The following is a 26,104-nucleotide window of genomic DNA, read 5'->3' on the forward strand; positions in this document are numbered from 1 at the left end:
ACACTTCATGCGGCGATGCCGCGATGCCTCATCAGCCCGTGTCTCCCAGCCGGCGCGCCAGCGCCTTCAGACGCGGCCCGACCGTCTCGCGAAACACCTCTTCCCCCATCGACGAAGCCGGCCCGCTGCAACTCAGCACCATCCAGCGACCCTCGCGCGGCTCGCGAAACGGCACCGCGACCGCATTGACATCGTCGTGCCAGTCGCGAAACGAGTAGCAGCAGCGTTCACGGGAGAAGGCTTCAATCTCCTTCTCCGCATCCGCCACCAGCGCGGCGCCCTCCTCGCCGGCCGCATTCTTCAACTCCGCCAGCAAAGCCGTGCGCATATCGAGCGGTTGGACCGCGAGATACGCGCGCCCCATCGAACTGGTCAGCATCGACAGCTTCGACCCGGACGCGAGGCCAAGCGTGAGCGCTGTCTCGCTGCGGATCGTTTCCAGATAGATCATGTCGAGGCCGTCGCGACATCCCAGCGACACCGCCGCCCCCACCTCGCGAGCGAATGTGCGCATGTGCGGCCGGGCAAGTTCGAGCGTGTCGGTACCCGAAAGCAGCGCGAAGCCAAGTGACAGCACCCCGGCGTCGAGCGCATATTTGCCTAACGTCTCGTCGAGACGCAGATAGCCCAGCACCGTCAACGTGTAAGCCAGACGATTGACGGTGGCCTTCGGCAAGCCCGTGCGTTCGACGAAATCGCGGTTGCCGAGCATCGTTTCGCCGGGCCGGAACGCGCGCAAGAGATCAAGGCCGCGAGCGAGTGCGGCGACAAATTTTCGCTCGTCCAGGGGATCGAGGGGAGTAGATGCAGGCATCAGTGGATGATACACTCAGGGCTCATTTGCAAAACATTGTTTCGCATAGCGGAACTCAAGTCAAGCGTTTCAAGTCACTCAAGATTCGATTCAGGAGATACGCATCATGGCCGACGCCGCGCAGTTTCACTGGGAAGACCCGCTGTTGCTCGATCAGCAGCTCACCGAAGAAGAACGCATGGTGCGCGAAGCCGCCGCAGCCTATGCGCAAGACCGGCTGCAGCCGCGCGTGCTGGAAGCGTTCCGGCATGAGAAGACCGACATCGAAATCTTCCGTGAAATGGGCGAACTCGGGCTGCTCGGACCGACCATTCCCGAGGAATACGGCGGCCCGGGCCTCAACTACGTGAGCTACGGGCTGATCGCGCGTGAAGTGGAGCGCGTCGATTCCGGCTACCGCTCGATGATGTCGGTGCAGTCGTCGCTGGTGATGGTGCCCATCTACGAATTCGGCTCGGATGCGCAGAAGGCCAAGTACCTGCCGAAGCTCGCCACCGGCGAGTGGATCGGCTGTTTTGGCTTGACCGAACCGAATCACGGCTCCGATCCGGGCAGCATGGTCACGCGGGCGAAGAAGGTCGACGGCGGCTTCTCGCTCTCGGGCGCAAAGATGTGGATCACCAACTCGCCGATCGCCGACGTGTTCGTCGTGTGGGCCAAACTCGAAGAGAACGGCAAGGACGCGATTCGCGGCTTCATTCTGGAGAAGGGCTGGAAAGGCCTGTCCGCGCCGACGATTCACAGCAAGGTCGGCTTGCGCGCCTCGATCACCGGCGAGATCGTCATGGACGAAGTGTTTGTGCCGGAAGAAAACATGCTGCCGAAGGTGAGCGGCCTCAAGGGTCCGTTTACTTGCCTGAACTCGGCGCGCTACGGCATTGCCTGGGGTGCGCTCGGTGCTGCCGAAGCCTGCTGGCATACCGCGCGCCAATATGTGCTGGACCGCAAGCAGTTCGGCCGGCCGCTCGCCGCTAACCAGTTGATCCAGAAGAAGCTTGCCGACATGCAGACCGAAATCACACTCGGGCTGCAAGGCGTGCTGCGCCTCGGTCGTATGAAGGACGAAGGGACCGCGGCTGTCGAAATCACCTCGATCATGAAGCGCAACTCATGCGGCAAATCGCTTGAGATCGCGCGGCTCGCCCGCGACATGCTGGGCGGCAACGGTATCTCCGATGAATTTGGCATCGCACGGCATCTGGTGAACCTCGAAGTTGTAAATACCTACGAAGGTACGCATGACATCCATGCGTTGATTCTCGGTCGCGCGCAGACGGGGATACAGGCGTTCTTCTGACCGTCTTGCGGCGGAGAGGCGAGTTCAGCCCAGTTGATCTCCAAACGTAAAAGGCCAACCGCAAGCGGTTGGCCTTTTACATTGCCGTAGAACTTACGCGACTTACTTGTTCGGCTGCGGCGTCAAACGCAGATACGGACGCAGTGCCTTGTAGCCCTTCGGAAATTTCTGTTTGATCACTTCCTCGTCCTTCAGCGACGGCACGATCACTACGTCATCGCCCTGCTTCCAGTTACCCGGTGTCGCCACCTGATGGCTGTCGGTAAGCTGCAACGAGTCGATCACGCGCAGCACTTCGTCAAAGTTACGGCCGGTGCTAGCCGGGTACGTAATGATCAGACGCACCTTCTTCTTCGGATCGATCACGAAAAGAGAACGGACCGTGAGCGTCTCGTTTGCGTTCGGATGGATCATGTCGTACAGCTCGGAGACCTTGCGGTCGCCATCGGCAAGAATCGGAAAGCCGACGCTGGCGGCCTGCGTCTCGTTAATGTCCTTGATCCATTCCTTGTGCGACTCCGCGTTGTCGACGGAGAGCGCGATGGTCTTTACATTGCGTTTTTCAAATTCGCTGGCAAGCTTTGCCGTCAACCCAAGCTCGGTGGTGCAAACAGGCGTGAAGTCTGCCGGGTGGGAAAACAGCACGCCCCAGCTATCGCCCAGCCATTCGTGGAACTTGATACGGCCCAGGCTCGATTCCTGTTCGAAGTCCGGTGCGATGTCGCCAAGACGTAGACTCATGATGCATGCTCCTTAGTTTGTTGGACGGTCCGTTCAGGCTTACGCCTGCGGTACTCCGCAAATTTAGAGCATACGGGAGCGCGCGTACACCACGAACGAACATCGCGTCACAACTTTATGAGTTTTTGTAATTTCCGCTGGAATAGAGGAAACTTTGCGGGACAGATCAACTCCATCATGATCTGAGGCCAGCCATGCGCGTGCACGAAGCAAAAAAATCGTGCTCGACGGCCCGCGGATCAACCGGGAATGGTTCGTGCGATAGTCGGCATATGCCTGCTGCGCTCGCCACCTGACGTTTCTTTGGTTACGATTCACGCATGACATACCAAGATGGGAGCTGTAAATGTCGGAAGTCAACAAGGAGAGATTGATGTCGGATATCAAAACCGTCCTCGCGGACGCTGAAGACCTGCTGAAACAGGCCGCGAGCGCCACCGGCGAACGCGCTTCCGAACTGCGTGAAACGGCGCTGACGCGCCTGAAACAGGCCAAGGAAAAGGCCGCTGACGTGCAGGTCGTGGTGGTCGAAAAAGGCAAGAAGGCTGCCCGAGCAACGGATGACTACGTGCACGAGCATCCTTGGGCTTCGATCGGCATCGCCGCGGGCGTTGGTGTTCTGGTCGGCCTACTGATCAACCGCAAGTAAAAACAGTCGGTATTGCCGGGCGATTTTGCCCGCATGCCGCTGACTCAGGTTGACCGGCGCAGCCATGGCCGGTCCGCTTCTTCTGGCGCATCTCACGCATCTCAGGCAACGCGCTCAAGCCATGACGATCGACAATCAATCGCAGCGCGTGGAGCACAGTCCACTGCGCCGCATCCTCAGTTCCGTGTTTGCGATTTTGCAGACGCGGCTCGAACTGATCGGCATCGAACTCGCCGAGGAAAAAGACCGCCTTCTGGGCGTGCTGTTTCTCGGACTCGCCGCCATGATGCTCGCCACCATGGCATTGATCGCGCTCACGGCGCTGATTGCGATCGCCTTTTGGGACACTTACCGGTGGCAGGCGCTGGCCGGCATTACAGCCGTCTATGCAATCGCGGCGATCGCCTGTGCACTAAAGGCGCGCAGCGGTTTGCACAATGCACCGTTGGTGTTCGAAGCCACGCTCGCCGAGTTCGAAAAGGACCGCGAGATATTTCGCAAACCGTGACATCCTGATCCAGGCCCGGCGACGGCGCGCCAGCGCCGTTGGCCTTCCCGACCACCCCTGCTGCCAGACATCATGAGCCCCAGCCACCCCGATACCGCCTTTCGCAGCAAACGCCCGGCCGCCCGCGATCTGAGCGCGCCGCATCTGCGCGCGTTGCGCAAGGAACTGCTGCTGGTACGCGCGGACGTCGAGCGCATGGAGCTCGCGCAGGCCACGGTCGACTTGCGTCAGGCGGTGACGCACTTCAGTTGGCTCAAGTTCATCGTGCCGGGCTTTGCCGGCATGCGCTGGGGTAAAGCCCGGACCGCCAGCGCGGGGATCGGCTCGCTGCTGAAGGAATATCCGCTGATCAGCTCGATTGCTTCGATGCTGCTTGCCAAGCCGTTGCGGGCAACGGTCGTGGCGAGCGCGAAGCCGGTGCTCAAGTGGGGCAGTCTTGGGCTGGCGGCGTGGGAAGCGTATCGCATCTGGCAACAGATGAAGAACGAGTCGCGCCGGACGACGGGCGATGTCGTGGGCGAGCGTGTGGATTGAGTCTTGCGTCTGGCGGGCGCGGGCGGCTCGTGACTGGCTGGATCCGGATAGCGGGCTCTCAGGACGATGGACTTATCTCGTATTCCAGCAGACGTCTGAGTCTGCCGTTGCCACCCTCTCGGCTGTGCGATTGGCCCGTGAGCCGGTTGCATCGAGTATGAAACTCCCGCACGGGTCGTCGCTCATCGGCCCTGTCTCTGTGGGGTTAGCCTCCACCGCGTAGCCACCGTTTGTTTCGTCTGCTGGAAGCGTGCGCAAGCGGTAGACCGCTGTCCCGAAAGGCGGCGCCTGATCCAGACCGGCCGGCAGCGGACTCACCTCGCCGGGGGCGCCGGCTTCGATAAACTGCGCGGCCCGATAAAGCGCCGATGCTGCGTCGACCCGATGCGAACGGGCGACATGTCCGCGATACGACGGCACAGCGTAGACCACCAGTATTGCGGCGATTGCGAGCGCAATGATCAGTTCGAGCAGCGTGAAAGCCCTGGAGGCATTGAAGGCCCTGAAGGCCGAACGATGCGCTTTCGAGTTCGCATGTGAATAGTGCTCATTCATACCGTTACTTCTCTAAAACGGGCGTGCAGCGACCCGCCGCCAGTGCCGCTCGATCTTCTCGCCGTCCACGACCAGTTCCAGTTGCAGCCACGTCTGCGTCTCCTGGGTGCGGCCGAATCCCCGTGCGGTTAGCAGATACGCCTTTGCCTCGGGACGCGTTGTCAGTTGCCAGGCTTCCACCAGGCATTGCGGGGGAGCGGCTGAGCCGGACCACTGTGAAATTGGTGTAAAAGCTCCGGCGGAGAAGGTCGGCTCGAGCTTCCATCCGGCTGGCTCGGCGGCGATTGCGATTCCACCGACGACGGGCGCCGCGCCCGACAGAACCGCCCGGGCGCATAAGGTAAGCGCCGAATCGGCGGCGTGGAAGGCTTGCAAGGTCTCCCGAAGGTTGTTCGTGGAGCGCGACGCCGCCAATGAGGCTTCGAACCAGGCGGCCGACGTCACCAGCATCATCGATGAGATCAACAGGACGATTGGCAAGGCTGCGCCGCGCACGCGTTGGGTGGACGCGCCGTGATCGGGCGTATGCGAGGCGCGGCGTAGACCGGGAACGCGCAGTGACGCTTGCGCCAGCGGCCGCTCCACCGGCGCCGGGTCGTTTGACTGGCAGGCCGTCATAACGCGTCGCCTTCGTTGTTCCGAAGCGCCACACGCCGCCAGAAGGCCTGCCGCGCGCGCATGTCCGTTCCGATGACACTCGCACCATCGCAATCGACGTAACGCACGCGCCGGCCCTGCGGTGCACCGCGCACCAGCACGCAGAGGTCTACGGCAACGACGTTCGCCCATTGGGCTGTTGCGACTGCGGACGCGTCCAGCGCGCTTTGTGCCCCCGCAAGCCAATACCGGATCCGTAGCCGCTCGACGCCCTCCACCAGCGGCTGCGCCGAGCCGGATTTGCCGTTGCCGTCGCAATACAGCTCGAATTCGCTCGTCGAGCCGCTTTGCTTCGCATAGAACCGATTGACGATCAACACGCGTCCCGCACCGAACGTTGCGTCGCCGATGCTCACCGCCTGGCCGAGACAATCGGTCGACTGCCCGGTCGACGACGGCCACGTCGAAACGTTATCGCCGACATACCGAACCGCAATACCGTCCGACCGACTGGCCAGCGCTTCGCACGTGGGGTTGTCGTCGGTGCCTGTGGGCCTCGCAGACGAACATCCGAACAGAGTCGGTCGGAGTTGCGGCAAAGGTGCGTCCCCGGGTATGAACCCGGTCATCTGGAGTTGCTGACCGATCACCGTAAGCGCTGCCAGACCCGCTTCGCGCATCTGTAGCGCGTCGCCGGCTTCGCCAAACGCTGCCCGTTGCGAGCGATACAGCGAAACGGCGCCAGCGGTCACGACGAGCCCCAGCGCCAGGGCAATCGTCACTTCGACGAGCGTATGGCCGCGCGGAAAAATGGCACGTAGTTTCATTTGACAAACGCCACGGCAGAACACGACAGTCCAGCGGCAACCGGCAGATCGCCGCACGAATCGGGCTTGTCTATCACCTGCACCGATGCGGGCGTCTTGGCCACAGCCGACCATATGACGCGCGCGAACGAGACTCCCTGGCCGTGCTCGCTAATCGACGCGTCGCCCTTCGGCAGCAGACTCGCAGTGCGATCGCTCCACTGTCGCAAGGCGGTGTCGCCACCTGCCGGTGCGCGTGCCGCCTCCGCCAAGGCGTCCGACAGAAGCGCGGCGCGTTCCCGCAGTGCTGCAGCACGTGTGTCTCGCGCAATCCATAACTGCGTCGCAATCAGGCCGAGGGCCGTGACTGCTGTCAGCGCAACCGCAAGCATGACCTCGATCAGCGATGCGCCGCGCGACCATCTGGCCTGTGCAGCGATCATGACGTCGCTCCGCAAGCGCCGTCGACGATGCGCGCCGTCCACCCGCAGCGATACGGATGCAGCGCCGCCACGACTGCCCTTGTGTCGCCCGCGAAGGGGCGTGCGGTGCGATGTCGAAGCTACGGAAGCTGCCGATCAACTGACCGGAGGGCGGCGTGAATGTGAGATTCGTCTCGGTCCCGGCAATACTCACCGCTGCCAGTTCGGCCTGCGCACGTAACACCGATGGCGTTCCAGCGCGCTCGACCATCACTGCCCAACCGCATGACCAGTCGGCTAATCCGGTGCGGCAAGCTTGCCCGGAGGCAAGACAGTGCCTTGCCGCGTCGACCCGGCACACAGTCACACGCACACCGCGCCTGACAGCTTCGCTGCGCGCGTATGACAACGTCGAAAGGAGGGCTCGCGCACGCGCATCGACCTGGTCTCGCGTATGCCACGCGACGAACGACGGTGTCGTCATAACCGCGATGACCGCCAGCACGGCAACCACGACCAATGTTTCGATCAACGTAAAACCGCGGGCCACGCGCGGTAAATCTGCATCCTGCTTCATCTGCATTCCTCAACTTCAAAAGAATGCGATCAATTTACGCAAGCAGGAGTGCGTCGACAATCTGCCGAACGGCCAGGTAGCGGACGAGCGGCGTCACCCGCAACAATGTCGGTGTGACGGCTACAGGGGGAATAAAAGATGCTATTGCGCGAACAATCAGCGCTTGCGGGTAGGCTTAGGCGGCGTCGCCGCGCGGCGAAACTCTTCGATGACGTCTTCGAATTCAGACACATCCTCGAAACGCCGGTAGACAGAAGCAAAGCGCACGTAAGCAATCGTGTCGAGCGCGCGCAACTCGTTCATCACGAGTTCGCCAAGACGCTCGCTGCGCACTTCGCGCTCGCCACTGCCCAGCAGTTGGTATTCAATGCGGGCGACAGCCGCGTCGACCGCGTCCGCCGCAACCGGGCGCTTGCGCAGCGCCAGTTGCATGCTCGCGACGATCTTGCGGCGATCGAATTCGGTGCGGCTGCCATCCTTCTTGACGACCGAGGGCAACGCCAGCTCAACCCGCTCATACGTCGTAAAACGTTTGTCGCAGGCCGGGCAGCGGCGGCGCCGGCGAATCGCGGCGCCGTCCTCGGATACGCGCGAGTCCACGACCTGCGTATCGTCATGCCGGCAGAAGGGGCAGCGCATCGCTTACTTGTAGACCGGGAAGCGCTTGGTCAACTCGGCGACCTGCGTGCGAACGCGTTCGATCGTCGCCACGTCTTCCGGGTTGTCCAGCAGATCAGCGATCAGGTTACCCACCTGCTCCGCTTCCTTCACGCCAAAACCGCGCGTGGTCATGGCAGGCGAACCGAGACGGATACCGCTCGTCACGAACGGCTTTTCCGGATCGTTCGGAATTGCGTTCTTGTTGACGGTAATATGCGCCGCGCCGAGCGCCGCTTCCGCTGCCTTGCCCGTGGTGTGCTTCGCACGCAGGTCGACCAGCATGACGTGGCTTTCCGTACGGCCCGAGACGATGCGCAGACCGCGCTTCACGAGCGTTTCGGCCAGCACCCGGGCGTTGTCCACGACCTTCTGCTGGTATTCCTTGAATTCCGGCGACAGCGCTTCCTTGAACGCAACGGCCTTGCCGGCAATCACGTGCATCAGCGGACCACCCTGGATGCCCGGGAAGATTGCCGAGTTGATCGCCTTTTCAAACTCGGCCTTCATCAGGATCACGCCGCCGCGCGGGCCGCGCAGGCTCTTGTGAGTCGTGGTGGTGACGAAGTCCGAATGCGGCACCGGGTTCGGGTAGACACCCGCGGCGATCAGACCGGCGTAGTGCGCCATGTCGACCATCAGGTACGCGCCAACCGATTTGGCGATCTTCGACAGACGCTCGAAGTCGATGCGCAGCGCGAAGGCCGAGGCGCCGGCCACGATCAGCTTCGGCTTGTGTTCCTGGGCGAGCTTCTCAGCCGCGTCGTAGTCGATGTCTTCCGCTTCGTTCAAACCGTAGCTGACGACGTTGAACCACTTGCCCGACATGTTGACCGGCGAGCCGTGCGTGAGGTGGCCGCCGTGCGCGAGGCTCATGCCCATGATCGTGTCGCCCGGCTTGAGCATGGCGAAGAACACGCCCTGGTTCGCCTGCGATCCGGAATTCGGCTGCACGTTCGCAGCTTCAGCGCCGAACAGTTCCTTGACGCGGTCGATAGCGAGCTGCTCGACGATGTCCACATATTCGCAGCCGCCGTAGTAGCGCTTACCCGGATAACCTTCCGCGTACTTGTTGGTGAGTTGCGAGCCTTGCGCAGCCATGACAGCCGGGCTCGTGTAGTTTTCCGACGCGATCAGTTCGATGTGGTCTTCCTGACGGCGGTTTTCCTGCTCGATCGCTTTCCAGAGTTCAGGATCGACGTTGGCGATGGTGCTTTGGGCTCTGTCAAACATACGGGTTCCGTTGAGTGTTTTCAGGTTGACCGGATCGTGCGCCGAATTTCGTGCAGAAAGCGTAGTGGGTACGCGGCGCTGCTGGCGGCTGTGCCAGCCCTGACGTGGCGGATGAAGATAAGCCGCACACGCGAGGCAGGACAGCCACCGGCGGCGCAATTGACTGCGCGCGGATCACGGCTGCCCAGGCGAACGGCAAAACGGCACCCTGCGCTTCACGGTGGGACGCTCCACCTTGAACCTGTTTGGTTCTATCGCCAGTCACGCAGGGATGAGCGCGTTAGTTTATTGGAACCGCCTGGAATAGGCAACCGGCCCGCCGCGTGGGCCGCAAGGGCAAGCGCTCTGCAAACATCAGACGAAATTCCACTACGAGCAGGAGCCGTCCCGCCATCCGTAGCGCCCGCCGAGGCCGACGGCCAGGCCGTGAATGACTCACCGGTCTCTCACGTCGCATCCGCGCGTCTGGAGACACTCCACTGGCGGCAAGGGCGTTCTTGCCGCAGCGCCGCATTGCAAGTAGGCTTGGCGACTTTCCCCTCTCCCCATCAGGAAAACGCAATGATCGTCTTCGTCACCGGGGCGTCCGCAGGATTCGGCGCTGCCATCGCCCGTACTTTCGTCAAGGGCGGCCATCGCGTCGTCGCCACCGCGCGCCGTAAAGACCGTCTGCAGGCGCTTGCCGACGAACTTGGTGAAGCGCTTCTGCCGCTCGAGCTCGACGTGCGCGACCGTGCCGCCGTCGCCGCCGTCCCCGCTGCGCTGCCGGAGAGCTTTGCGGCGATCGACGTGCTGGTGAACAACGCGGGCCTCGCGCTTGGCCTTGAACCTGCGCAACGCGCGAACCTCGACGACTGGCAAACCATGATCGACACGAACTGCTCCGGGCTCGTGCACGTCACGCATGCATTGCTACCCGGGATGGTCGAGCGCAAATGCGGCCATGTGTTTAACCTAAGTTCGGCGGCGGCAAACTGGCCGTATGCGGGTGGTAACGTCTACGGCGCCACTAAAGCGTTCGTACGGCAGTTCAGCCTGAACCTGCGCGCCGATCTGGCCGGCACGCCGTTGCGCGTAACCGATGTTGAGCCTGGCTTGTGCGGGGGTACCGAGTTTTCCAACGTGCGCTTTCGCGGCGACGACGAGAAGGCGGCCAACGTCTACCAGAACGTGCAGCCGCTGACCGCCGAAGACATCGCCGATGCGATCTACTGGACCGCGACGCGCCCGGCACACGTCAACGTCAATACGATCGAACTGATGCCCGTCGCGCAGTCGTTTGCGGGGTTGTCGGTGCATCGCGGCTGAGGCTGCCTTATCCGGACTGACCCACGAAATAACGTGGGGTTTTGCGTTCCGGGTAAAATGCGCCGCATGAATATGTCCCCCAGCGAGCCCGATGCGGGAATCGGCTTCATCTGGCCGATTCGCGTGTACTACGAAGATACCGATGCTGGCGGCATCGTGTTCTACGCGAATTATTTGAAGTTTTTCGAGCGGGCACGTACCGAATGGCTACGAGCATGCGGCGTCGAGCAGGACCGCCTGGTGCAGGAAACGGGCGCCCTGTTCATCGTACGCAGCACCGCGCTCGACTATCTCGCGCCCGCCCGGCTTGACGATCTCGTCAAAATTGTTAGCCGCCCAGAACGAATTGGCCGCGCGTCGGTCGATTTCTTCCAGGAGGCCTGGCGCGAGGGCACGCTGCTTGCTACGGGGACCATTCGGGTCGGCTGCGTCGACCGGGTAACGCTGCGCCCTGCCGCGATTCCTGCATCTGTCCTCGCCGCATTGCGTCGAGGGGCCGATGTAAGTATGTGCAACGTGTCAACGGACAACGGTTGAACATCGTTGTTACGGGGCCAGTGAACTCGTATCGATCAAGCAACACAAAGCATGGTTCGGCCCGCGGTCTGCCGAAGCTTCCGGTTTCCTCACGGCAAGCTTCGACTGACCTTGCAGCCGGACGCCCCCTTCCGGGACGTTACAGCGAACCTATATGAACACTACACAAGATCTATCGATCATTTCTCTCGTTCTTAATGCGAGTCTGCTGGCCCAGGCAGTGATGGCACTGTTGCTGCTGCTGTCGCTGCTGTCGTGGACTTTCATCTTCCGCAAGTGGTTTGCGATCCGCCGCGCACGCGCGCAGACTGAGCGTTTCGAACGCGATTTCTGGTCCGGTGGCGACCTGCAGGCGCTCTACCAAAGCGCTGCGAACAACCGCCATACGATCGGTGCGCTCGAACGCATCTTCGAGTCCGGCATGCGCGAATTCCTGAAGGGCAAGGAAAAGCGTCTTAACGACCCGGGCCTGATCCTCGACGGCGCCCGCCGCGCGATGCGCGCCGCGTTCCAGCGCGAGATGGATGTGCTCGAAGCCAATCTGGCGTTCCTCGCCTCGGTGGGTTCGGTCAGTCCGTACATCGGTCTCTTCGGCACGGTTTGGGGGATCATGAATGCGTTCCGCGGCCTCGCCAACGTCCAGCAGGCCACGCTCGCCAACGTCGCGCCAGGTATCGCCGAGGCGCTGACCGCAACGGCAATCGGCCTGTTCGCCGCCATTCCGGCGGTGGTGGCCTATAACCGTTACGCGCACGACATCGACCGTCTGGCGATCCGCTTCGAGACCTTCATCGAAGAATTCTCGAACATCCTGCAACGTCAGGCGCACTAAGGAGTCCACGATGGCCGGTTCCTCCAGTCGCTCCTCCAGTATGCGCGGCAGCCGTTCGCGCCGCGCGATGGCCGACATCAACGTCGTGCCGTATATCGACGTGATGCTCGTGCTGCTCGTGATCTTCATGGTGACCGCGCCGCTCGTCGCACCGTCGATCGTCAATCTGCCTACCGTCGGCGGGGCCGCTCCGCAACAGCAGACACCGCCGGTTGTTGTGAATATCCGCGCAGATGGCAACATGAACGTCAAATATAAAGACGACAATGGCGCCATGCAGCAGGAAAGCATGACGCGGGCGGATCTCGATAGCTTCGTCACCGACCGCGAGCAGTCGCACCCGGACCAGCCGGTTGTGATCGCCGCTGACAAGACGGTGAAGTACGAAGCCGTGATGAACGTGATGTCCGACCTGAAGGCTCGCGGCGTCAAGCGCGTTGGCCTGCTCGTCAAATCGCAATGATCCGCAAGAATTCCACTTACCCGCTCCAGCCGCCGCGTGAACGCGGTACCTGGCGAGCGTTCGCGCTCGCGCTGGTGATGCATGCGCTGCTTGCGTTCTTTCTGTACCACGGCATTCAATGGCAGAACAGCACGCCGGCGGGCGCCGAAGCCGAACTGTGGACGGAGGTGCCCGACGTCACGACGCCGCGGCCGCCCCCGCCGCCTCCGGTGCCGGTAGCCCCTGCTCCGCCGCTGCCTGATGAACAGGCGGATATTGCGTTGCAGGAAAAGAAACGTCAGCAGCAGGAAGCCGCACGCCAGGCCCAGCTTGCCGAACAGCAGCGACAGCAGCTGCAAGCCCAGCAGGAGGCCGATGCGAAGCGCCAGCAACAACTCGCCGACCAGGCTGCGCAGCTGGCCGCCCAGAAAGCTCAGGCCGCCAAGCTGAAGCAGCAACAGCAGCAGGCTGACAAGCTCAAGCAGCAGCAATTGGCTGATCAGCAAAAGCAGGATCAGTTGAAGCAGCAGCAACTGCAGGAGCAGCAACAGCAGGCCCAGGCGGACGCGCAAAAGAAGGCTGATGAGCAGAAGGCGGCGAAGGCGGCTAAAGCGGCGGCCGACGCAGCGCAAGCGAAGAAGCTCGATCAGGAGCGTCGTGCGCGGCTTGCACAGATGCAAGGTATGGCCGGGGGCGAAGGCTCGACGGGCAACGGTCTTGCGAAGAGCGGCACCGGTAGCGGCTCCGGCGGCACGTCGACTTCGCCGGGGTATGCGGACAAGGTCAGACGGCGCGTGCGGCCCAACATCGTTTGGTCGGGTGATACGCAAGGTCTGGAAACCGAAATTTCCGTACGTTGCTCGCCTACGGGCACGCTACTGGACGTGACGGTCACCCGTCCCAGCAGCAATCCCCAGTGGGATGCAGCCGCTGAGCGAGCCGTCAGGGCGTCCGATCCGATGCCGGTCGATGTTGATGGTAAAACGCCGTCGAGCTTCAAGATTACCTTACGCCCGGCTGGTTGATAGCAGGCCCAACGCCCCGTCCAGCGGGGCGTCTCCGGGAACGAATTGAGAGTTTCCCGGTCTGTCTGCTGTCATACCGTGATAGAAATCGTATTTTTTGGGAATCCATACAGCATGACTTTGATGACCAAGCTAGGCCTGCGGACATTGGTGGCGTCGTGCCTGATTGCAGCGGGCGGCGCAGCACACGCCCAACTTAACGTCCTCGTTACGGGCGTCGGAGCTACCCAGTTCCCCATCGCGACGGCGAATTTCGCCAATGAAGCGAACTCGCCGCAACAGGTCAGCACGATCGTGCGCCAGGATCTGCAACGCAGCGGCAAATTCACCAACGTCGACGCCGGCAGCGCGCCCGTTTCGGAAACCGATTCGGTCGATCTGGGCAGCTGGAAGGCCAAGGGCGCCAACGCGTTCGTGGCCGGCAGCGTGAACCATCTGCCGAACGGTCAGTACGAAGTGCGCTTCAAACTGTACGACACGGTCAAGGGCGAAAGCCTTGGTGGCCTCGTGCTGGTGAGCCCTGAAAGCGGCCTGCGGATGAGCGCGCATAAGGTGGCCGACTACATTTATGCGAAGCTGCTGGGCGATCGCGGCGTGTTCGCCACCCGTCTGTCTTACGTCATCAAGACCGGCAACCGCTACCAGTTGCAGATTTCCGATTCGGATGGCCAGGATGCGCACATCGCGCTGTCGAGCCCCGAGCCGATCATCTCGCCCGCCTGGTCGCCTGACGGCACGAAGGTCGCCTACGTATCCTTCGAAAAGAAAAAGCCGATCGTCTACATCCACGATCTGCCCACGGGCCGTCGCGTGATCGTTTCGGACCAGAAGGGAAATAACAGTGCGCCGGCCTGGTCGCCGGATGGACGCACGTTGGCTGTGGCGCTTTCGCGCACCGGCAACACGCAGATTTTCGCCGTCAATGCGGACGGCAGCGGTCTGCGCCGGCTGACTCAAGGCAGCTCGATCGACACCGAACCGAACTACTCTCCTGACGGACAGTGGATTTATTTCACCAGCGACCGTGGTGGTCAACCGCAGATCTACAAGATGCCGGCCCAGGGCGAAAGCGCCGGCGCGGCCCAGCGGGTCACGTTCACGGGCAGCTACAATACGAGCCCGCGCGTGAGCCCGGACGGCAAGCAGCTCGCCTATATCTCGCGTGTGGGCGGCGCTTTCAAGCTGTATGTTCAGGACTTGCAGTCCGGTTCCGCAACCGGCCTGACCGACACAACACATGACGAATCGCCGAGCTTCGCGGCGAATGGTCAGTACATTCTTTACGCCACACAGGTGAACGGCCGTGGCGTGTTGGCCGCAGTATCGACCGACGGTCGCACTCGGCAGGTCCTGTCCGTTCAGGGCGGCGTCGTTCGCGAGCCGTCCTGGGGCCCGTTTATGCAATAACACACAAGGAGAGTAACAATGATGTCTAAACTTCGTATCGTATTTGCCGCATTGCTGGTCGGTGCACTCGCTGCATGTCATTCGGGCGTCAAGCTCGACGAGAACGCCAATAAGGGCGGCGCTGTCTCAACTCAACCGAACCCGAATGCAGTCGCACAGGTGAACGTCGACGAGCTGAACGATCCGAACAGCCCGCTCGCCAAGCGTAGCATCTACTTCGACTTCGACAGCTACTCGGTCAAGGACGAATACCAGTCGCTGCTGGCACAACACGCGCGTTATCTGAAGGCACATCCGGAACGTCACGTGCTGATCCAGGGCAACACCGACGAACGCGGCACGAGCGAGTACAACCTGGCACTCGGCCAGAAGCGAGCTGAAGCTGTCCGTCGCGCGCTGTCGCTGCTTGGCGTGCCGGATTCGCAGATGGAAGCCGTGAGTCTGGGCAAGGAAAAGCCGCAGGCAACCGGTCATGACGAAGAATCGTGGGCACAAAACCGCCGCGCTGATCTCGTCTACCAACAGTAATAGGTGATGAGCCGTATGACGCAACGTTTCTCCTGGCTGCGCTTTGCTGCAGCCGCCTGCGTGGTGGGCTCGGCCCTGACGGCCGTGCCGGCTCACGCCGGCATGTTCGACGACGACCAAGCCCGTCAGGCGATTCTCGATCTGCGTACCAAGACCGATAGCCTGTCGAGTCAGTTGTCGGCCGCGCAGCGGACCATCCTCGATCAGTCCAACCGCCTCGATCAGCTCAACCAGCAGGTCGCGACGCTTCGCGGACAGAACGAGGACATGGCAAACCAGCTCGCCACAGTGCAAAAGCAGCAGAAGGACTACTACACCGATCTCGACACGCGGCTCAAGAAATTCGAGCCGCAGCAGCAGACCGTGGACGGTGTAGACGGCACGGTACAGCCTGGCGAGACGGATGCGTTCAATGCGGCCTCAACGCAGTTCCGCAATGGCGACTTCAAGAGTGCGGCGGCCTCCTTCCGCAGCTTCATCGCCAAGTATCCGCAGAGCCCTTATCAGCCGACCGCGCAGTACTGGCTCGGCAACGCACTGTATGCACTGCGTGACTACAAGGGCTCGACGGCTACGTGGGAAGGCGTTGTGAAGAATTACCCGCAGCATCCGCGTGCGCCGGAAGCGCTGCTCGCGATTGCCAACAATCAGCTCGAACAAGGTCAGAAAGCAGCAGCAAAGAAGACCCTCGAGCAGATCGTGGCGCAATACGGCAGCTCGGACGTCGCTCAGTCGGCGCAAGGCAAGTTGTCGCAAATCAAGTAATTTGCAGCTCGCAGCAAACGCGTAGTGTCGAATTAAACGTCACGCGCGCCTCTCGCCGGAAAGCCCGGGGCAGCCGTTGCTCTGGGCTTTTCGTTTTTCTGCGCGACAGCGGCCGGGTTGACAGGCGGCACGCCGTATCGCTATAATTCCGCTTCTCTTTTGGGTCGTTAGCTCAGCTGGTAGAGCAGCGGACTTTTAATCCGTTGGTCACAGGTTCGAATCCCGTACGGCCTACCAAAAGATTCAAGGGCTTACATGCGCATGCATGTAAGCCCTTTTCTATTTTACTGAACCGCGTACGCATTTGGGTCGACACAAATCCAGTTCGATCGTTGTAATTGTGTTTCCTCTCGCGTGAGCGCTTGTCGCACGCGTACCGAAGCAGAACCTTGCGAAGCCCCTTCACCCGCCGCCTTGCCTCTGCCTTCCAGCGCTGAAACCGCTACACTCGGCCGGCACACTCAAGTAAGGTTTCTAGCATAGTGATTTCGTCCCAATGCCCGCAGCCGACCCGTTAAAAACGTTATCCAGTCGGCCCGACCTCAAGGTCATCGCCCGGCTCGCCTCTCTTCAGATGGTTTCCCTTGCGCTCGTTGCCCTGACCGCGGGGACCGTGCTCTGCGCTTGGCTGATTCCCGCCTTGGCTACACTGCTCCCCCACGGTTGGTCGCTTATGAAGGCCAATACCGCGTTATGCCTGCTGCTTTCAACTGGCAACCTGACGTTGTCCCGAAACAGGCAAACCGCCCGTCACCTGATGCTGGGACGCATTCTCGCCGCAGCGATCGTCGTCATCGCCGGATCGGTGTTGTTTGAGCATCTGACCGGAAAGACAAGCGGATTCGATATCCTGCTGGCCGCCGATCCGACATCGACCATCCCCGGGCGCATGGCTCTGCAAACGTCGGTGTTTTTTATACTGCTTGGCGTGACATCGCTGTTTGCCCGCGCTCGCAAAAGTCCGATCTCAAACATGGTCGACGTGCTCACCCTTGCGATCGTGGTTCTGACGCTGGTGATTCTTGCCGGGTACTGTTTTGGAGCAGCAGGGCTTTTTGGTCAGTCGGCCGACACACGAACGTCGCCTCATACCCTTGTTTGCATGGCGCTACTGGTTTTCGTTAAAGTCGGCCGTCGGGCAGAAAGTGGTCATTTTTCCGTTCTTTTGGGAATCGGAATAGGCAGTCGCATCGCACGAGCCGTTCTGCCATTCGCGCTGTTCCTGCCGTTCCTGATGGTAAGTGGCAGTGCATATACGACGCGGCAGGGCTGGCTGTCCGCGCCCTACGCTGCAGCATTGAGCGCATCGGTTATCTCGATTGCGTTGTTCGCTCTGGTTATCTTGATGGCCGGGCGTATCAATGCGCTCGAGCGCGATCTCCGTGACATGTCGCTCACCGATGAACTGACAGGAGTCCTGAACCGTCGTGGATTTAACCTGCTCGGCGAGCAAGCGGTACTGCAGGCGCAACGGGACCAGTCTGCTCTGACTGTTCTGTTCTTCGATCTCGACGGCTTAAAGCAGGTCAACGATAGTTTTGGTCACGAAGCGGGATCGCAATTCCTCGTGGAAATAGCGACGTTGCTTCGCAGCACATTTCGAGGTTCTGACATCGTCGCGCGGATCGGTGGCGACGAATTTGCTGTCGTTATCCACGACGATGGCGTCAACGCAAAAATTGCCATGGCGCGCATGGATGAAAGCGCCGCGGCCATGAACCAGGGCGCCGACAGACGCTATCCGATCAGCTACAGCGTCGGTGAAGCAAGCAGTGATCTGACTATAGACGAATCGTTCGAGCAACTGGTTTCGCGAGCCGACGCAATGATGTACAAGCAAAAGCACTTGAAGCGACAGCACGCCAAAAAGCTCCAGCAGTTGTAAAGATTCGCGATCGTTCGACGGATCTGCGCCAATCGTTTTAGAAGTCTCCCAGTGGGCGCACGTCGAGAAACGCCTGCGAAGATTTAAAGGCCACTCAACTCCGTGCCAATTCCGACGTCCGTGTATATCTAACCAAATTAGTGCGCCCGCAATATCTCGCACCAAATATCAACAAAAATCGATTCAAACAAGTGCCGATGCACCACTCTGCCGCTACGGCTTGACAGGCAACCCGGGCATTCCATTCGGACATAATTTTGAAACATTTTTTTGTGACCGTTTTAAGTCCAAAGTGTCGATGCTAACTGGGAGCGGCTCGCCGTCATCTTTGTCGATACGCATTCCATCCACGGCGATTCGGAATTACGCAAATTGCGAATTTACTGCCTTTTGAGTAAACGACGGAATACGCACGTTCCTGGCAAATACAGATCAGCTCATGAAAATGACGCTGATTGGAAGCGTGCATGCGGCTTTTTGTGAAAGCGGCGCGTATTACCAGCGAAATTCTGTCGCAGTTGGGAAGTGAATTAGGTGCGGATTTATTGAATTGCAGCTAACCCATTAACCGCGGCGCAAGTGCACGGAGGCTTCGATGCGGCTTTTGCTTTCCAATGCGTTTCTTTCGATAGTCAGCAACGCGGCGAACCCGGCCACGCTCACCGTGCGAGCACGTCGCGCCGGTGATATCGAGACCGTGTTCGGCAACGGCTTTGAGGTCATCACGTTGCCGGGGCGCGTCTATCGGTTCAGGGCCTTCATTCCCCGCCGGATAGTCGCGGACACCATCGCAGTGCACGTCTTCCACATCAACTACGGCAAGTTCAAGGACTCAGTCGCGGACGCACCGCTGCACGATGTCTACACCAAAGTGTGCGAGGTCATGGCGGATCTGCAGGACATGTCACCGCGAGGCACAGCCCCAAGCAGCGGGTTTCGCCAGTTGTGATGGAGTCGGCCATGCGGACTTCGGTGGCTTCACATACCTCGCACCGTCACTGCTGCGGCTCCTTGATTGGCAACCGTCATTCACGCACTTGCGCGACAGTCGCAATTTCCGAATCAGTCAACATATCTATACATTCGCAGTACTAAATTCCTGTTCATTGTCCTCCTGATTGCATCACCCAGTCAAACGACGCCTAACATTCGCCTCTCTCCGCTCACTGCTCTTGTGCCATTTTTTACGCTGCTAGCATGCGGGCATCTGCACAAAACGAGGCCATGACCGGTTACGCCCTCGCCAGCCAGTCAGCCGATCAAGCGCGCACGGCAAGCGCAGATAGTTAGTAATCGAAAGCAATTGCCCGCAGAGGCGACCTGGTTTCCAGGTGTGTCGGGCAGATGCACAAAAATGGTGAGGACACTATGAGCGATACACCGGTGACGCTTGGCCGCGCATCGTCGCGGGCGAAACTTACGGTGTTTTACGTGCAGCCGCTGGTGACGCGCTATCGCATCGAGGTCATCGACACGCTCAGCCGACTGTTCAAGGTCAGGGTATTTGCGAACTCCACTGGGATCGAGTCGCGCGGCTTTTCACGCGAGGCACCCGCTTGCGACGAATTCGTGGAGACCGGCATCACCCATATATTCACGCGGCGGATCAAGCTTCAGGCGCGCGTGTTCGGGGAGATCGTGCGCGTGCGTCCTGCCGCCGTGCTGATCTTTGCAGACATGTCCTATCTGTCGCTGTGGCTTGCGTTGCTTGCGGGGCGAGCCTTAGGTGTGCCGGTGGTCATCCATGGTCAGGGGCTGTACCGGCACGCCAGACCTAGGTTGGCGCGCACGGTCTGCTATCGGGCGGCGGTCGCCTTGTCGAGCCGGTATGTGTGCTATTCGGAAGCGTCAAGACTGTCGCTCGAGCGCATCGGGTGCCCGAGTTCCAAGCTGATTGTCGCGGACAATTCGCTACGCGTGACACGAACCGTCAGCCCCGTCGAGAAGAACGGGAAAGAGCGGGGCGTGTTGTTTCTGGGACGGCTGCGCAACGGCTCAAACGTCGAATGCCTGATCGAGGCGGTCGAGCTATTGCACCACAAGGGTCACGACATCGTGCTACATCTGGTAGGCGATGGCGAGCATCGCGAGCGGCTCCAGAGTATCCATGCGAATAGCCCTTCCCTGATCTGGCACGGCGCCATTTTCGACGACGACGAAATTGCCTCGATCAGCCGCACTTGCCGGATCGGCTGCTATCCCGGCGACGCCGGCCTCAGCGTGGTCCATATGTTCGGACTGAGTTTGCCGCCGCTGGTTCACGACCAGCTCGAACTGCACATGGGACCCGAGCCGGAGTATGTGGAAGACGAGATGACCGGCTTCCGCTATCCCCGTGACGGCGGCGCCGCCGCACTCGCCGCCGCTCTGGAAAGAATCTGGGACCTGCCGCCCGAGTCGATTCGCTCGATCGGTGCCCGCGCGTTTTCGAAATATCAGCAACTCAACTCACCGACCTTAGGCCAGCGACTCGCGGCGATCGTCGATAACGCGATCGAACGATAGAGCGTCACCGGCGTGGATCACGCGCTCGCCCCCTCGTCGCAGCGCTCCGTCCCGACAGAAAACCAGAACCTCTCTATAAGAACATGCCACCCAAGCAACGCAAATACCTACGGCACTCTCAAAAATTAACTCAATCGGAGTCCGAAGTTTCTCATTTATCGAGACATCAAGACATGCAATGATCGCGTCCAGTGAGCCGGCAGTATGTTGCGCATTCTTGCCGCAGCACGACACACGCAACCGCACAGCCGAAAAACCCGCGCTTTCATTCCGATACCATGAGCAACTTTCTGTTCGATCTGACCGCGAACCTCGTGATCCTCGCAACGCTGCTGGTCGCGTGTCACCTATGCAATCTCGCCCGGCCGGATCTCGCCTTGAACGGCGGCTATGCGTACCTCTTGCTGGCGTCGACCGCCCTGGTGTTCGATGCGGCTTTGACCTTTCTGGTATTCGCAGACGCACGGAGTCGTTACGGCCAATTCAGCACGCCCAGCGCATTCGCCGAGCGTGCGAGCGCCTATGCACTTGCCTGTGCGCTCGCGCTTTACTGCGCCAGCCGCACGCGAGTCCGCAGGGCGAAGGCCAAGACCGACGACGTACTGGTCATCCGGACTTCGGCTTACACCGAGTCCCATCTGCCAATGTAGTAGCGCATCAGTCGCGCCGGCATCGGACCGCCCCGTTCCTCAGGCCTTGATCACACCGGACCAGCCCGGCAGATAACGCGCCTCAGGCTTATGGGCTAGCGCCTTCGCAAGATCGAGCGCCTTCGCGAAGTTCTTCGCGATCTTGCTCGCCGGGACCCGCGGCCGCAGAAAGTCGGCCCACAGGAATTCGCTGAACGGCGTCGCATCTTTCGCATAGCCGCCAGCATTGCGTAGCTCGCCGGCGAGGCTGCGATAGGGGTCGTCCGTCATTTCGGTGATCTCCTTCGGCAGGTGTTCGTATTCGTAACGCGAGCCGTCGGCGCCGAACGGATGGACCCACTGGTTGTGTTCCATCATGCGCCAGAAGATCTCAAAGTCGAGCCAGGAAAGATCTTTCAGCACCATCACCTTCACTTGCTTCACACCCTCTTCGAGCAGCGCCCGTCCGAGGTGATGATGGTCGACGATGTAGTAAAGCTTCTCCGGCCCCAGCACAGCAGGAAACGAGTGCGAGTCGATTGCTGCGCTGCGCTCCTTCTTGTTCAACGTCTTCCAGTGATCGCGCTTCAAGGTGACCTCGCGATAGCCCACCGTCATCTGGGTAGGCCGCAGCGCCGCGAGGTTTGCCGGGATCAAATGAACGTCTCTGTTTGGAACCATGGTCTACCTCATCAAATCGTTAAATCAATCTCAAGGGAAACTTTCGCGGGAAACTCGCGGGAAACAATAGCGCGGATCACGCGCGCCGTTAATACCCGCGAACCATTTCGCATACGGGCAGGAATGGTCCTTGCGCACGCGCGAGCCGTCGGCTATAACTTGCGAAGACCGAGAGTGAAAGGATCTCGCTCCTCATCTGGCATTGCATCTACTGTGTTGAATCGAAGTATTTTCGTCATCAGTCACGCGCAACCGACCCGAGCGAGGCCATCTTGAATCTCGACACCGTACGCATCTTCCTCATGACCCGAGGCATCGACCTCGGCACCAAGGTCCTCGGCGCGATTGTGCTGTGGATCATTGGCCGCTGGGTGATCGGCGTGATCACCGGCCTGCTACGCAAGCTGCTGTCGCGCAATGGACGCGTCGACCCCACCCTCGCGCACTATCTCGGCTCGATCCTCGGCGCCTTGCTGAACCTGCTGCTGATCCTCGCGATCCTGCAGGTGTTCGGAGTCCAGACCACCTCGTTCGCAGCGCTGCTCGCCGGCCTCGGTCTCGCCATCGGCACGGCGTGGGGCGGCCTGCTCGCCCATTTCGCGGCCGGCATCTTCATGCAGGTGCTGCGCCCCTTCAAAGTCGGCGATTTCGTCATGGCCGGCGGCGTAACGGGCACTGTCCAGGAGCTTGGCCTCTTCGGCACCACCATCATCACGCCGGACAACGTCACCACGATCGTCGGCAACAACAAGATCTTCTCCGACACGATCTCTAATTACAGCGTCTTGCCGGTGCGTCGGGTCGAGCTGACGGCGAAGATCGCTAACGGCGTCGATCCGATCGACGCGGCTAATCGACTGCGGGCGGCGATCGTCAAGATTCCTAACGTCGCGGACAGTCCGGCGCCGGATATCGAAGTGCTCTCCTTCACACCGGAAGGTCCGTTGCTATGCGTGCGTCCGTACACGCATACCGACCACTACTGGCAGGTCTACTTCGACACTAACCGGGCCATCATCGAGACCTTCCGCGAAGCGGGCTTCCCGACGCCGGAAACGCCACTCGTGCGGCGCGCCGCGAACTAAGTCCGGAGCGAGCGCTACTTCTGCTGTCGTGAGCTGGAACCTAGCGGCCACCCGCTTTGGGCGCCGGCTTGCGCAGCATCTTCCATAATGCGCCGAGCAGCACGGGCACAACCGCAGCGCCAATACCGACCAGCACGATCACGTTCAGGTACTGGCGAATGAACGGGATGTTGCCGAAGAAGTACCCAAGCAGCACCAGCAGCAGCACCCAGAACAACGCACCCACGAAGTTGAACAACTGGAAGCGGCTCACGGTCATCTGCGATGCGCCCGCGACGAACGGTGCAAACGTGCGCACCACCGGGATGAAACGTGCAAGCACGATGGTCTTGCCGCCATGCTTTTCGTAGAAGTTGTGGGTCTTTTGCAGCGCTGCCCGATCGAGGAAGCGCTCGAGCAGCGGAATATGCGAGTCGAACACTTTGGGTCCGATCGCCCTGCCGATAAGATAGTTAAGCGTATTACCCCCGACCGCCGCCACCAGCAGCAGCAGAATCAGCAGGCCGAGGTTCATTTCGCCACTCGCACAGAACGCGCCGCCGATGAACAGCAGCGAGTCGCCCGGCAGAAACGGCAGCACCACGAGCCCGGTTTCGCAGAACACGATCAGAAACAGCACCGCATACACCCAGGCACCGTACTGTTGAATGAAAACCCCCAGAAACTTGTCGATATGCAAGACAAGATTCACGAACTGCAGCAGCGTGTCCAAAAGCGTCCCTTATTGAGCGAGTGGTGCGAGCGGCGGAATGGGCAGGCCGTCGTGCCATGAGATGAAATGGGCAACGATCCGAGGCCCGAAGGCGCCGAAAATTGACCGCGCCATGATACCGAAAGTGCCCGGCTACGATAAAAAAACTGCGGACGAAGACGCACACCGGACGCCAGCAAGCACGCGGGAGATGAGTCCGCGCTCAGTGGACGTAGCGGGTTACCTGCCGCTTCCCGGCAAGTCGCTATAATTTCGCCATGTCCGAATTCTCCGAAACGCCTGTCGATCCCGCCGCCCAGGCTGTGGCGCCCGTCCTACGTCCGTTGCGGGCCATCCAACCTCTGCCGGACCTGCTGATCAGCCAGATCGCCGCCGGCGAGGTGGTCGAACGGCCGGCGTCGGTCGTTAAGGAGTTGCTGGAGAACGCCATCGACGCCGGTGCGCAGACGCTGCGCATCCTGCTCGACGAAGGCGGCGTCAAGCGCATCTCGATCACCGACGACGGCTGCGGCATCCCGGAAGGCGAACTCACGCTCGCCCTGATGCGCCACGCCACCAGCAAGATCCGCACGCTCGCCGAACTCGAAGCCGTCGGTACGCTCGGGTTTCGTGGCGAAGCGCTGGCGTCGATTGCGTCGGTGTCGGAGCTGTTCATCACCAGCCGCACGGCCGAAGCGCGGCACGCGATGCGCATCGAAGCGCAAACCGGCGTGCTGAGCCCAGCGGCCGGTACGCAGGGTACGACGATCGAAGTACGCGAGCTGTACTTCAATACGCCCGCGCGCCGAAAATTCCTGAAGAGCGAGCAGACCGAACTCGGCCACTGCCTCGAAATGATCCGCCGCACCGCACTGGCGCGGCCAGACGTAGCGATTTCGGTGCTGCACAACGGCCGCGCGGTCGAACACTGGAACGCCAGCGATCCGGCCACCCGCGTCAGCAAGATCATGGGCGAGACCTTCGCCACGGCTCATCTGCCGCTCGACGAATCGGCCGGACCGCTGGCGGTCTATGGCTGCGCCGGCCTGCCCACCGCCAGCCGCGGCCGGGCCGATCAGCAATACTTCTTCGTCAACGGCCGCTTCGTACGCGACAAGCTGCTGACGCACGCCGTACGCGCCGCTTACGAAGACGTGCTGCACGGCGATCGCTACCCGTCGTATGTGCTGTTTCTCGACCTGCCCCCTGAGGGCGTCGATGTGAACGTGCACCCGTCGAAAATCGAAGTCCGTTTCCGCGATTCGCGCTCGATCCATCAGTTCGTCTTCCACGCCGTGCAGCGGGCGCTGGCGCGGCATGCAGGAGCGTCGCCGGAGACCACCGCGGGTGGTCATGCTGCGCATCTTGAGCCGGTGCTGGGCGGTTCGGGGGCGTTTGGAGCCGCAGCAGGCGGTGGTGGCTTAGGTGCGGGCGCCGGCGGGAGCGCCGGTGGCGGCCTTGGCGCTAGCAGCGCAGGGTACGGAGCGAATGGCTTGGGCGGTAGCGCCGGCGGGGGCAGCAACAGCGGCGGTAATGGTTTCGGAGCCCAGGCGGGCAACACTTGGCTGCGTCAGGCACGCATGACTCAAGGCACGCTGCCGGTCGCTCAACCGCTTGCGCTCTACGATGCATTATTCGGCGGCCGCAAGGACAACGGCGTCGGGACAGCGCAGGGCACGACCACGCTGGAAGCACGCGATTCCGGTGCGGATACGCCATCGTTCTTCGCCCCGCCGTCAGCGGGCAACGCGGTATTTCACAGCGCGGATGAACAACCACTTGGTTTCGCTCTTGGCCAGATCCATGGCATCTATGTGCTGGCGCAGAACGCCCAGGGGCTGGTGATCGTCGACATGCACGCGGCGCACGAACGGATCCTGTACGAGCAGTTCAAGAATGCGCTCGCCGACCGGGCGATTGCGGTGCAGCCGTTGCTGATTCCGTTGTCGATGCAGGCCGACCCGGTCGAAATCGGCACGGTGGAGGAAGAGCGCGAGACACTCGATGCACTCGGCTTCGATCTGGCGGTGCTGTCGCCGACGACACTCGCGATCCGCGCGGTCCCGGCGCTGCTCAAGGACGCCGACCTCCAGGCGCTGGCCCGGGCGGTGCTGACCGATCTGCACGCATACGGCGGCTCGCGGGTCCTGACCGAGCGTCAGCACGAACTGCTTGGTACCTTGGCCTGCCACCACGCGGTGCGCGCGAACCGGCGTCTGACGCTGGATGAAATGAACGCGCTGCTGCGCCAGATGGAAGCAACAGAGCGCGCGGACCAGTGCAACCACGGACGCCCGACGTGGTATCAGCTGACGCTATCGGACCTCGATCGACTGTTCATGCGCGGTCAATGACTCTGCGCGCCGCCAAGTTAATACCGCAGCCGCAGGCGCT

Annotated in this window: 28 protein-coding genes, 1 tRNA gene, 1 pseudogene and 1 riboswitch; of the genes and pseudogenes, 19 read left to right on the plus strand and 11 right to left on the minus strand. The window is 61.2% G+C overall.

Features of this window, described 5'->3' with window-relative positions; translation table 11 throughout:
* Nucleotides 1-31: 31 nt before the first annotated feature.
* The gene (locus P3T20_RS07120) at nt 32-817 is read right to left on the minus strand and encodes an IclR family transcriptional regulator (protein ID WP_429286675.1); all 786 of its coding nucleotides are present in this window, start codon (nt 815-817) and stop codon (nt 32-34) included.
* 103 nt (nt 818-920) lie between these two features.
* Between P3T20_RS07120 and P3T20_RS07125 the strand changes: the two genes are divergently transcribed.
* On the plus strand, nt 921-2,111 hold the full coding sequence (locus P3T20_RS07125) for an acyl-CoA dehydrogenase (protein ID WP_074265780.1): 1,191 nt from the start codon (nt 921-923) through the stop codon (nt 2,109-2,111).
* Between the two features lie 102 nt (nt 2,112-2,213).
* On the opposite strand, the gene P3T20_RS07130 is transcribed toward P3T20_RS07125, so the two are convergent.
* Nucleotides 2,214-2,852 carry a peroxiredoxin gene (locus P3T20_RS07130; protein ID WP_074265781.1) on the minus strand — a complete coding sequence of 213 codons (639 nt, stop codon included), beginning with the start codon at nt 2,850-2,852 and terminating at the stop codon, nt 2,214-2,216.
* Nucleotides 2,853-3,198: 346 nt separating this feature from the next.
* Here P3T20_RS07130 and P3T20_RS07135 point away from each other — a divergent pair, with 346 nt between their 5' ends.
* The 3 genes from P3T20_RS07135 to P3T20_RS07145 all read left to right on the plus strand — a co-directional run bounded on the left by P3T20_RS07135 (nt 3,199) and on the right by P3T20_RS07145 (nt 4,543).
* Nucleotides 3,199-3,501, plus strand: coding sequence for a DUF883 family protein (locus P3T20_RS07135; RefSeq protein WP_008919742.1), 303 nt, complete (start codon nt 3,199-3,201; stop codon nt 3,499-3,501).
* A gap of 121 nt (nt 3,502-3,622) precedes the next feature.
* Nucleotides 3,623-4,009: a phage holin family protein gene (locus P3T20_RS07140; protein ID WP_429286676.1), complete on the plus strand. Its 387-nt coding sequence runs from the start codon at nt 3,623-3,625 to the stop codon at nt 4,007-4,009.
* Nucleotides 4,010-4,081: 72 nt separating this feature from the next.
* Complete coding sequence (locus P3T20_RS07145) at nt 4,082-4,543, plus strand: DUF3318 domain-containing protein (protein WP_429286534.1); 462 nt, start codon at nt 4,082-4,084, stop codon at nt 4,541-4,543.
* A 72-nt stretch (nt 4,544-4,615) separates the two neighbouring features.
* On the opposite strand, the gene P3T20_RS07150 is transcribed toward P3T20_RS07145, so the two are convergent.
* The 7 genes and pseudogenes from P3T20_RS07150 to glyA all read right to left on the minus strand — a co-directional run bounded on the left by P3T20_RS07150 (nt 4,616) and on the right by glyA (nt 9,390).
* On the minus strand, nt 4,616-5,098 hold the full coding sequence (locus tag P3T20_RS07150) for a type IV pilin protein (protein WP_429286535.1): 483 nt from the start codon (nt 5,096-5,098) through the stop codon (nt 4,616-4,618).
* A 12-nt stretch (nt 5,099-5,110) separates the two neighbouring features.
* Nucleotides 5,111-5,716: a pilus assembly PilX family protein gene (locus P3T20_RS07155; protein WP_429286536.1), complete on the minus strand. Its 606-nt coding sequence runs from the start codon at nt 5,714-5,716 to the stop codon at nt 5,111-5,113.
* Entirely contained in the window at nt 5,713-6,522 is an 810-nt protein-coding gene (locus P3T20_RS07160) for a PilW family protein (RefSeq protein ID WP_429286537.1), read from the minus strand. Before P3T20_RS07160 ends, P3T20_RS07155 begins: the two co-directional genes overlap by 4 nt.
* Nucleotides 6,519-6,944, minus strand: coding sequence for a type IV pilus modification PilV family protein (locus P3T20_RS07165; RefSeq protein WP_429286538.1), 426 nt, complete (start codon nt 6,942-6,944; stop codon nt 6,519-6,521). The genes P3T20_RS07160 and P3T20_RS07165 overlap by 4 nt, the downstream gene beginning before the upstream one ends.
* Nucleotides 6,941-7,506, minus strand: a pseudogene (locus P3T20_RS07170) (GspH/FimT family pseudopilin). Before P3T20_RS07170 ends, P3T20_RS07165 begins: the two are co-directional and overlap by 4 nt.
* Before the next feature lie 150 nt (nt 7,507-7,656).
* A complete protein-coding gene (nrdR, locus tag P3T20_RS07175) occupies nt 7,657-8,139 on the minus strand; it encodes a transcriptional regulator NrdR (RefSeq protein ID WP_074265786.1) in 483 nt (160 codons plus the stop codon).
* A 3-nt stretch (nt 8,140-8,142) separates the two neighbouring features.
* Nucleotides 8,143-9,390, minus strand: a complete 1,248-nt coding sequence (glyA, locus tag P3T20_RS07180) for a serine hydroxymethyltransferase (RefSeq protein WP_429286539.1) — start codon at nt 9,388-9,390, stop codon at nt 8,143-8,145.
* A gap of 175 nt (nt 9,391-9,565) precedes the next feature.
* Nucleotides 9,566-9,665, minus strand: a riboswitch (ZMP/ZTP riboswitch).
* A 286-nt stretch (nt 9,666-9,951) separates the two neighbouring features.
* On the opposite strand from glyA, the gene ydfG reads away from it, so the two are divergent.
* The 13 genes from ydfG to P3T20_RS07245 all read left to right on the plus strand — a co-directional run bounded on the left by ydfG (nt 9,952) and on the right by P3T20_RS07245 (nt 21,274).
* Nucleotides 9,952-10,698: a bifunctional NADP-dependent 3-hydroxy acid dehydrogenase/3-hydroxypropionate dehydrogenase YdfG gene (gene ydfG / locus P3T20_RS07185; protein WP_429286540.1), complete on the plus strand. Its 747-nt coding sequence runs from the start codon at nt 9,952-9,954 to the stop codon at nt 10,696-10,698.
* Between the two features lie 57 nt (nt 10,699-10,755).
* The gene (ybgC, locus tag P3T20_RS07190) at nt 10,756-11,235 is read left to right on the plus strand and encodes a tol-pal system-associated acyl-CoA thioesterase (protein WP_074265789.1); all 480 of its coding nucleotides are present in this window, start codon (nt 10,756-10,758) and stop codon (nt 11,233-11,235) included.
* A gap of 154 nt (nt 11,236-11,389) precedes the next feature.
* Nucleotides 11,390-12,067: a protein TolQ gene (tolQ, locus tag P3T20_RS07195; protein ID WP_074265790.1), complete on the plus strand. Its 678-nt coding sequence runs from the start codon at nt 11,390-11,392 to the stop codon at nt 12,065-12,067.
* A gap of 10 nt (nt 12,068-12,077) precedes the next feature.
* Complete coding sequence (gene tolR / locus P3T20_RS07200) at nt 12,078-12,530, plus strand: protein TolR (protein ID WP_074265791.1); 453 nt, start codon at nt 12,078-12,080, stop codon at nt 12,528-12,530.
* The gene (gene tolA, locus P3T20_RS07205) at nt 12,527-13,534 is read left to right on the plus strand and encodes a cell envelope integrity protein TolA (protein ID WP_429286541.1); all 1,008 of its coding nucleotides are present in this window, start codon (nt 12,527-12,529) and stop codon (nt 13,532-13,534) included. The genes tolR and tolA overlap by 4 nt, the downstream gene beginning before the upstream one ends.
* A gap of 114 nt (nt 13,535-13,648) precedes the next feature.
* Nucleotides 13,649-14,941, plus strand: a complete 1,293-nt coding sequence (tolB, locus tag P3T20_RS07210) for a Tol-Pal system beta propeller repeat protein TolB (protein ID WP_074265793.1) — start codon at nt 13,649-13,651, stop codon at nt 14,939-14,941.
* An 18-nt stretch (nt 14,942-14,959) separates the two neighbouring features.
* Entirely contained in the window at nt 14,960-15,469 is a 510-nt protein-coding gene (pal, locus tag P3T20_RS07215; RefSeq protein WP_074265794.1) for a peptidoglycan-associated lipoprotein Pal, read from the plus strand.
* A gap of 15 nt (nt 15,470-15,484) precedes the next feature.
* Nucleotides 15,485-16,234, plus strand: a complete 750-nt coding sequence (ybgF, locus tag P3T20_RS07220; RefSeq protein WP_429286542.1) for a tol-pal system protein YbgF — start codon at nt 15,485-15,487, stop codon at nt 16,232-16,234.
* A 161-nt stretch (nt 16,235-16,395) separates the two neighbouring features.
* Nucleotides 16,396-16,471 (plus strand) — tRNA-Lys (locus tag P3T20_RS07225).
* Between the two features lie 259 nt (nt 16,472-16,730).
* Nucleotides 16,731-18,119, plus strand: a complete 1,389-nt coding sequence (locus tag P3T20_RS07230) for a GGDEF domain-containing protein (protein WP_429286543.1) — start codon at nt 16,731-16,733, stop codon at nt 18,117-18,119.
* A gap of 595 nt (nt 18,120-18,714) precedes the next feature.
* Nucleotides 18,715-19,068 (plus strand): hypothetical protein, encoded by a 354-nt coding sequence (locus P3T20_RS07235; RefSeq protein WP_429286544.1) that lies wholly within the window; start codon nt 18,715-18,717, stop codon nt 19,066-19,068.
* A gap of 419 nt (nt 19,069-19,487) precedes the next feature.
* The gene (locus P3T20_RS07240) at nt 19,488-20,624 is read left to right on the plus strand and encodes a glycosyltransferase (protein WP_429286545.1); all 1,137 of its coding nucleotides are present in this window, start codon (nt 19,488-19,490) and stop codon (nt 20,622-20,624) included.
* A 278-nt stretch (nt 20,625-20,902) separates the two neighbouring features.
* Complete coding sequence (locus P3T20_RS07245) at nt 20,903-21,274, plus strand: hypothetical protein (protein ID WP_429286546.1); 372 nt, start codon at nt 20,903-20,905, stop codon at nt 21,272-21,274.
* Nucleotides 21,275-21,313: 39 nt separating this feature from the next.
* Here the strand turns inward: P3T20_RS07245 and P3T20_RS07250 are convergent, their stop codons facing one another.
* On the minus strand, nt 21,314-21,934 hold the full coding sequence (locus P3T20_RS07250) for a ParB-like protein (RefSeq protein WP_074265797.1): 621 nt from the start codon (nt 21,932-21,934) through the stop codon (nt 21,314-21,316).
* Nucleotides 21,935-22,206: 272 nt separating this feature from the next.
* Between P3T20_RS07250 and P3T20_RS07255 the strand changes: the two genes are divergently transcribed.
* Complete coding sequence (locus P3T20_RS07255; protein WP_074265798.1) at nt 22,207-23,019, plus strand: mechanosensitive ion channel family protein; 813 nt, start codon at nt 22,207-22,209, stop codon at nt 23,017-23,019.
* Between the two features lie 40 nt (nt 23,020-23,059).
* Here P3T20_RS07255 and P3T20_RS07260 read toward each other — a convergent pair whose 3' ends face one another.
* Nucleotides 23,060-23,731 (minus strand): VTT domain-containing protein, encoded by a 672-nt coding sequence (locus P3T20_RS07260; RefSeq protein ID WP_074265799.1) that lies wholly within the window; start codon nt 23,729-23,731, stop codon nt 23,060-23,062.
* Between the two features lie 257 nt (nt 23,732-23,988).
* Here P3T20_RS07260 and mutL point away from each other — a divergent pair, with 257 nt between their 5' ends.
* On the plus strand, nt 23,989-26,064 hold the full coding sequence (gene mutL / locus P3T20_RS07265) for a DNA mismatch repair endonuclease MutL (protein ID WP_429286547.1): 2,076 nt from the start codon (nt 23,989-23,991) through the stop codon (nt 26,062-26,064).
* Nucleotides 26,065-26,104: the final 40 nt, after the last annotated feature.

Source organism: Paraburkholderia sp. GAS206C (genome assembly GCF_050435645.1).
Lineage (GTDB): Bacteria > Pseudomonadota > Gammaproteobacteria > Burkholderiales > Burkholderiaceae > Paraburkholderia > Paraburkholderia phenazinium_B.

Bases quoted from the DNA above. Each gene is read 5' to 3' on its own strand.
- P3T20_RS07125 (WP_074265780.1), top strand. From the start codon at position 921: ATGGCCGACGCCGCGCAGTTTCACTGGGAAGACCCGCTGTTGCTCGAT.
- P3T20_RS07130 (WP_074265781.1), bottom strand. From the start codon at position 2,852: ATGAGTCTACGTCTTGGCGACATCGCACCGGACTTCGAACAGGAATCG.
- P3T20_RS07135 (WP_008919742.1), top strand. From the start codon at position 3,199: ATGTCGGAAGTCAACAAGGAGAGATTGATGTCGGATATCAAAACCGTC.
- P3T20_RS07140 (WP_429286676.1), top strand. From the start codon at position 3,623: ATGACGATCGACAATCAATCGCAGCGCGTGGAGCACAGTCCACTGCGC.
- P3T20_RS07145 (WP_429286534.1), top strand. From the start codon at position 4,082: ATGAGCCCCAGCCACCCCGATACCGCCTTTCGCAGCAAACGCCCGGCC.
- P3T20_RS07150 (WP_429286535.1), bottom strand. From the start codon at position 5,098: ATGAATGAGCACTATTCACATGCGAACTCGAAAGCGCATCGTTCGGCC.
- P3T20_RS07155 (WP_429286536.1), bottom strand. From the start codon at position 5,716: ATGACGGCCTGCCAGTCAAACGACCCGGCGCCGGTGGAGCGGCCGCTG.
- P3T20_RS07160 (WP_429286537.1), bottom strand. From the start codon at position 6,522: ATGAAACTACGTGCCATTTTTCCGCGCGGCCATACGCTCGTCGAAGTG.
- P3T20_RS07165 (WP_429286538.1), bottom strand. From the start codon at position 6,944: ATGATCGCTGCACAGGCCAGATGGTCGCGCGGCGCATCGCTGATCGAG.
- nrdR (WP_074265786.1), bottom strand. From the start codon at position 8,139: ATGCGCTGCCCCTTCTGCCGGCATGACGATACGCAGGTCGTGGACTCG.
- glyA (WP_429286539.1), bottom strand. From the start codon at position 9,390: ATGTTTGACAGAGCCCAAAGCACCATCGCCAACGTCGATCCTGAACTC.
- ydfG (WP_429286540.1), top strand. From the start codon at position 9,952: ATGATCGTCTTCGTCACCGGGGCGTCCGCAGGATTCGGCGCTGCCATC.
- ybgC (WP_074265789.1), top strand. From the start codon at position 10,756: ATGCGCCGCATGAATATGTCCCCCAGCGAGCCCGATGCGGGAATCGGC.
- tolQ (WP_074265790.1), top strand. From the start codon at position 11,390: ATGAACACTACACAAGATCTATCGATCATTTCTCTCGTTCTTAATGCG.
- tolR (WP_074265791.1), top strand. From the start codon at position 12,078: ATGGCCGGTTCCTCCAGTCGCTCCTCCAGTATGCGCGGCAGCCGTTCG.
- tolA (WP_429286541.1), top strand. From the start codon at position 12,527: ATGATCCGCAAGAATTCCACTTACCCGCTCCAGCCGCCGCGTGAACGC.
- tolB (WP_074265793.1), top strand. From the start codon at position 13,649: ATGACTTTGATGACCAAGCTAGGCCTGCGGACATTGGTGGCGTCGTGC.
- pal (WP_074265794.1), top strand. From the start codon at position 14,960: ATGATGTCTAAACTTCGTATCGTATTTGCCGCATTGCTGGTCGGTGCA.
- ybgF (WP_429286542.1), top strand. From the start codon at position 15,485: ATGACGCAACGTTTCTCCTGGCTGCGCTTTGCTGCAGCCGCCTGCGTG.
- P3T20_RS07230 (WP_429286543.1), top strand. From the start codon at position 16,731: ATGCCCGCAGCCGACCCGTTAAAAACGTTATCCAGTCGGCCCGACCTC.
- P3T20_RS07235 (WP_429286544.1), top strand. From the start codon at position 18,715: ATGCGGCTTTTGCTTTCCAATGCGTTTCTTTCGATAGTCAGCAACGCG.
- P3T20_RS07240 (WP_429286545.1), top strand. From the start codon at position 19,488: ATGAGCGATACACCGGTGACGCTTGGCCGCGCATCGTCGCGGGCGAAA.
- P3T20_RS07245 (WP_429286546.1), top strand. From the start codon at position 20,903: ATGAGCAACTTTCTGTTCGATCTGACCGCGAACCTCGTGATCCTCGCA.
- P3T20_RS07250 (WP_074265797.1), bottom strand. From the start codon at position 21,934: ATGGTTCCAAACAGAGACGTTCATTTGATCCCGGCAAACCTCGCGGCG.
- mutL (WP_429286547.1), top strand. From the start codon at position 23,989: ATGTCCGAATTCTCCGAAACGCCTGTCGATCCCGCCGCCCAGGCTGTG.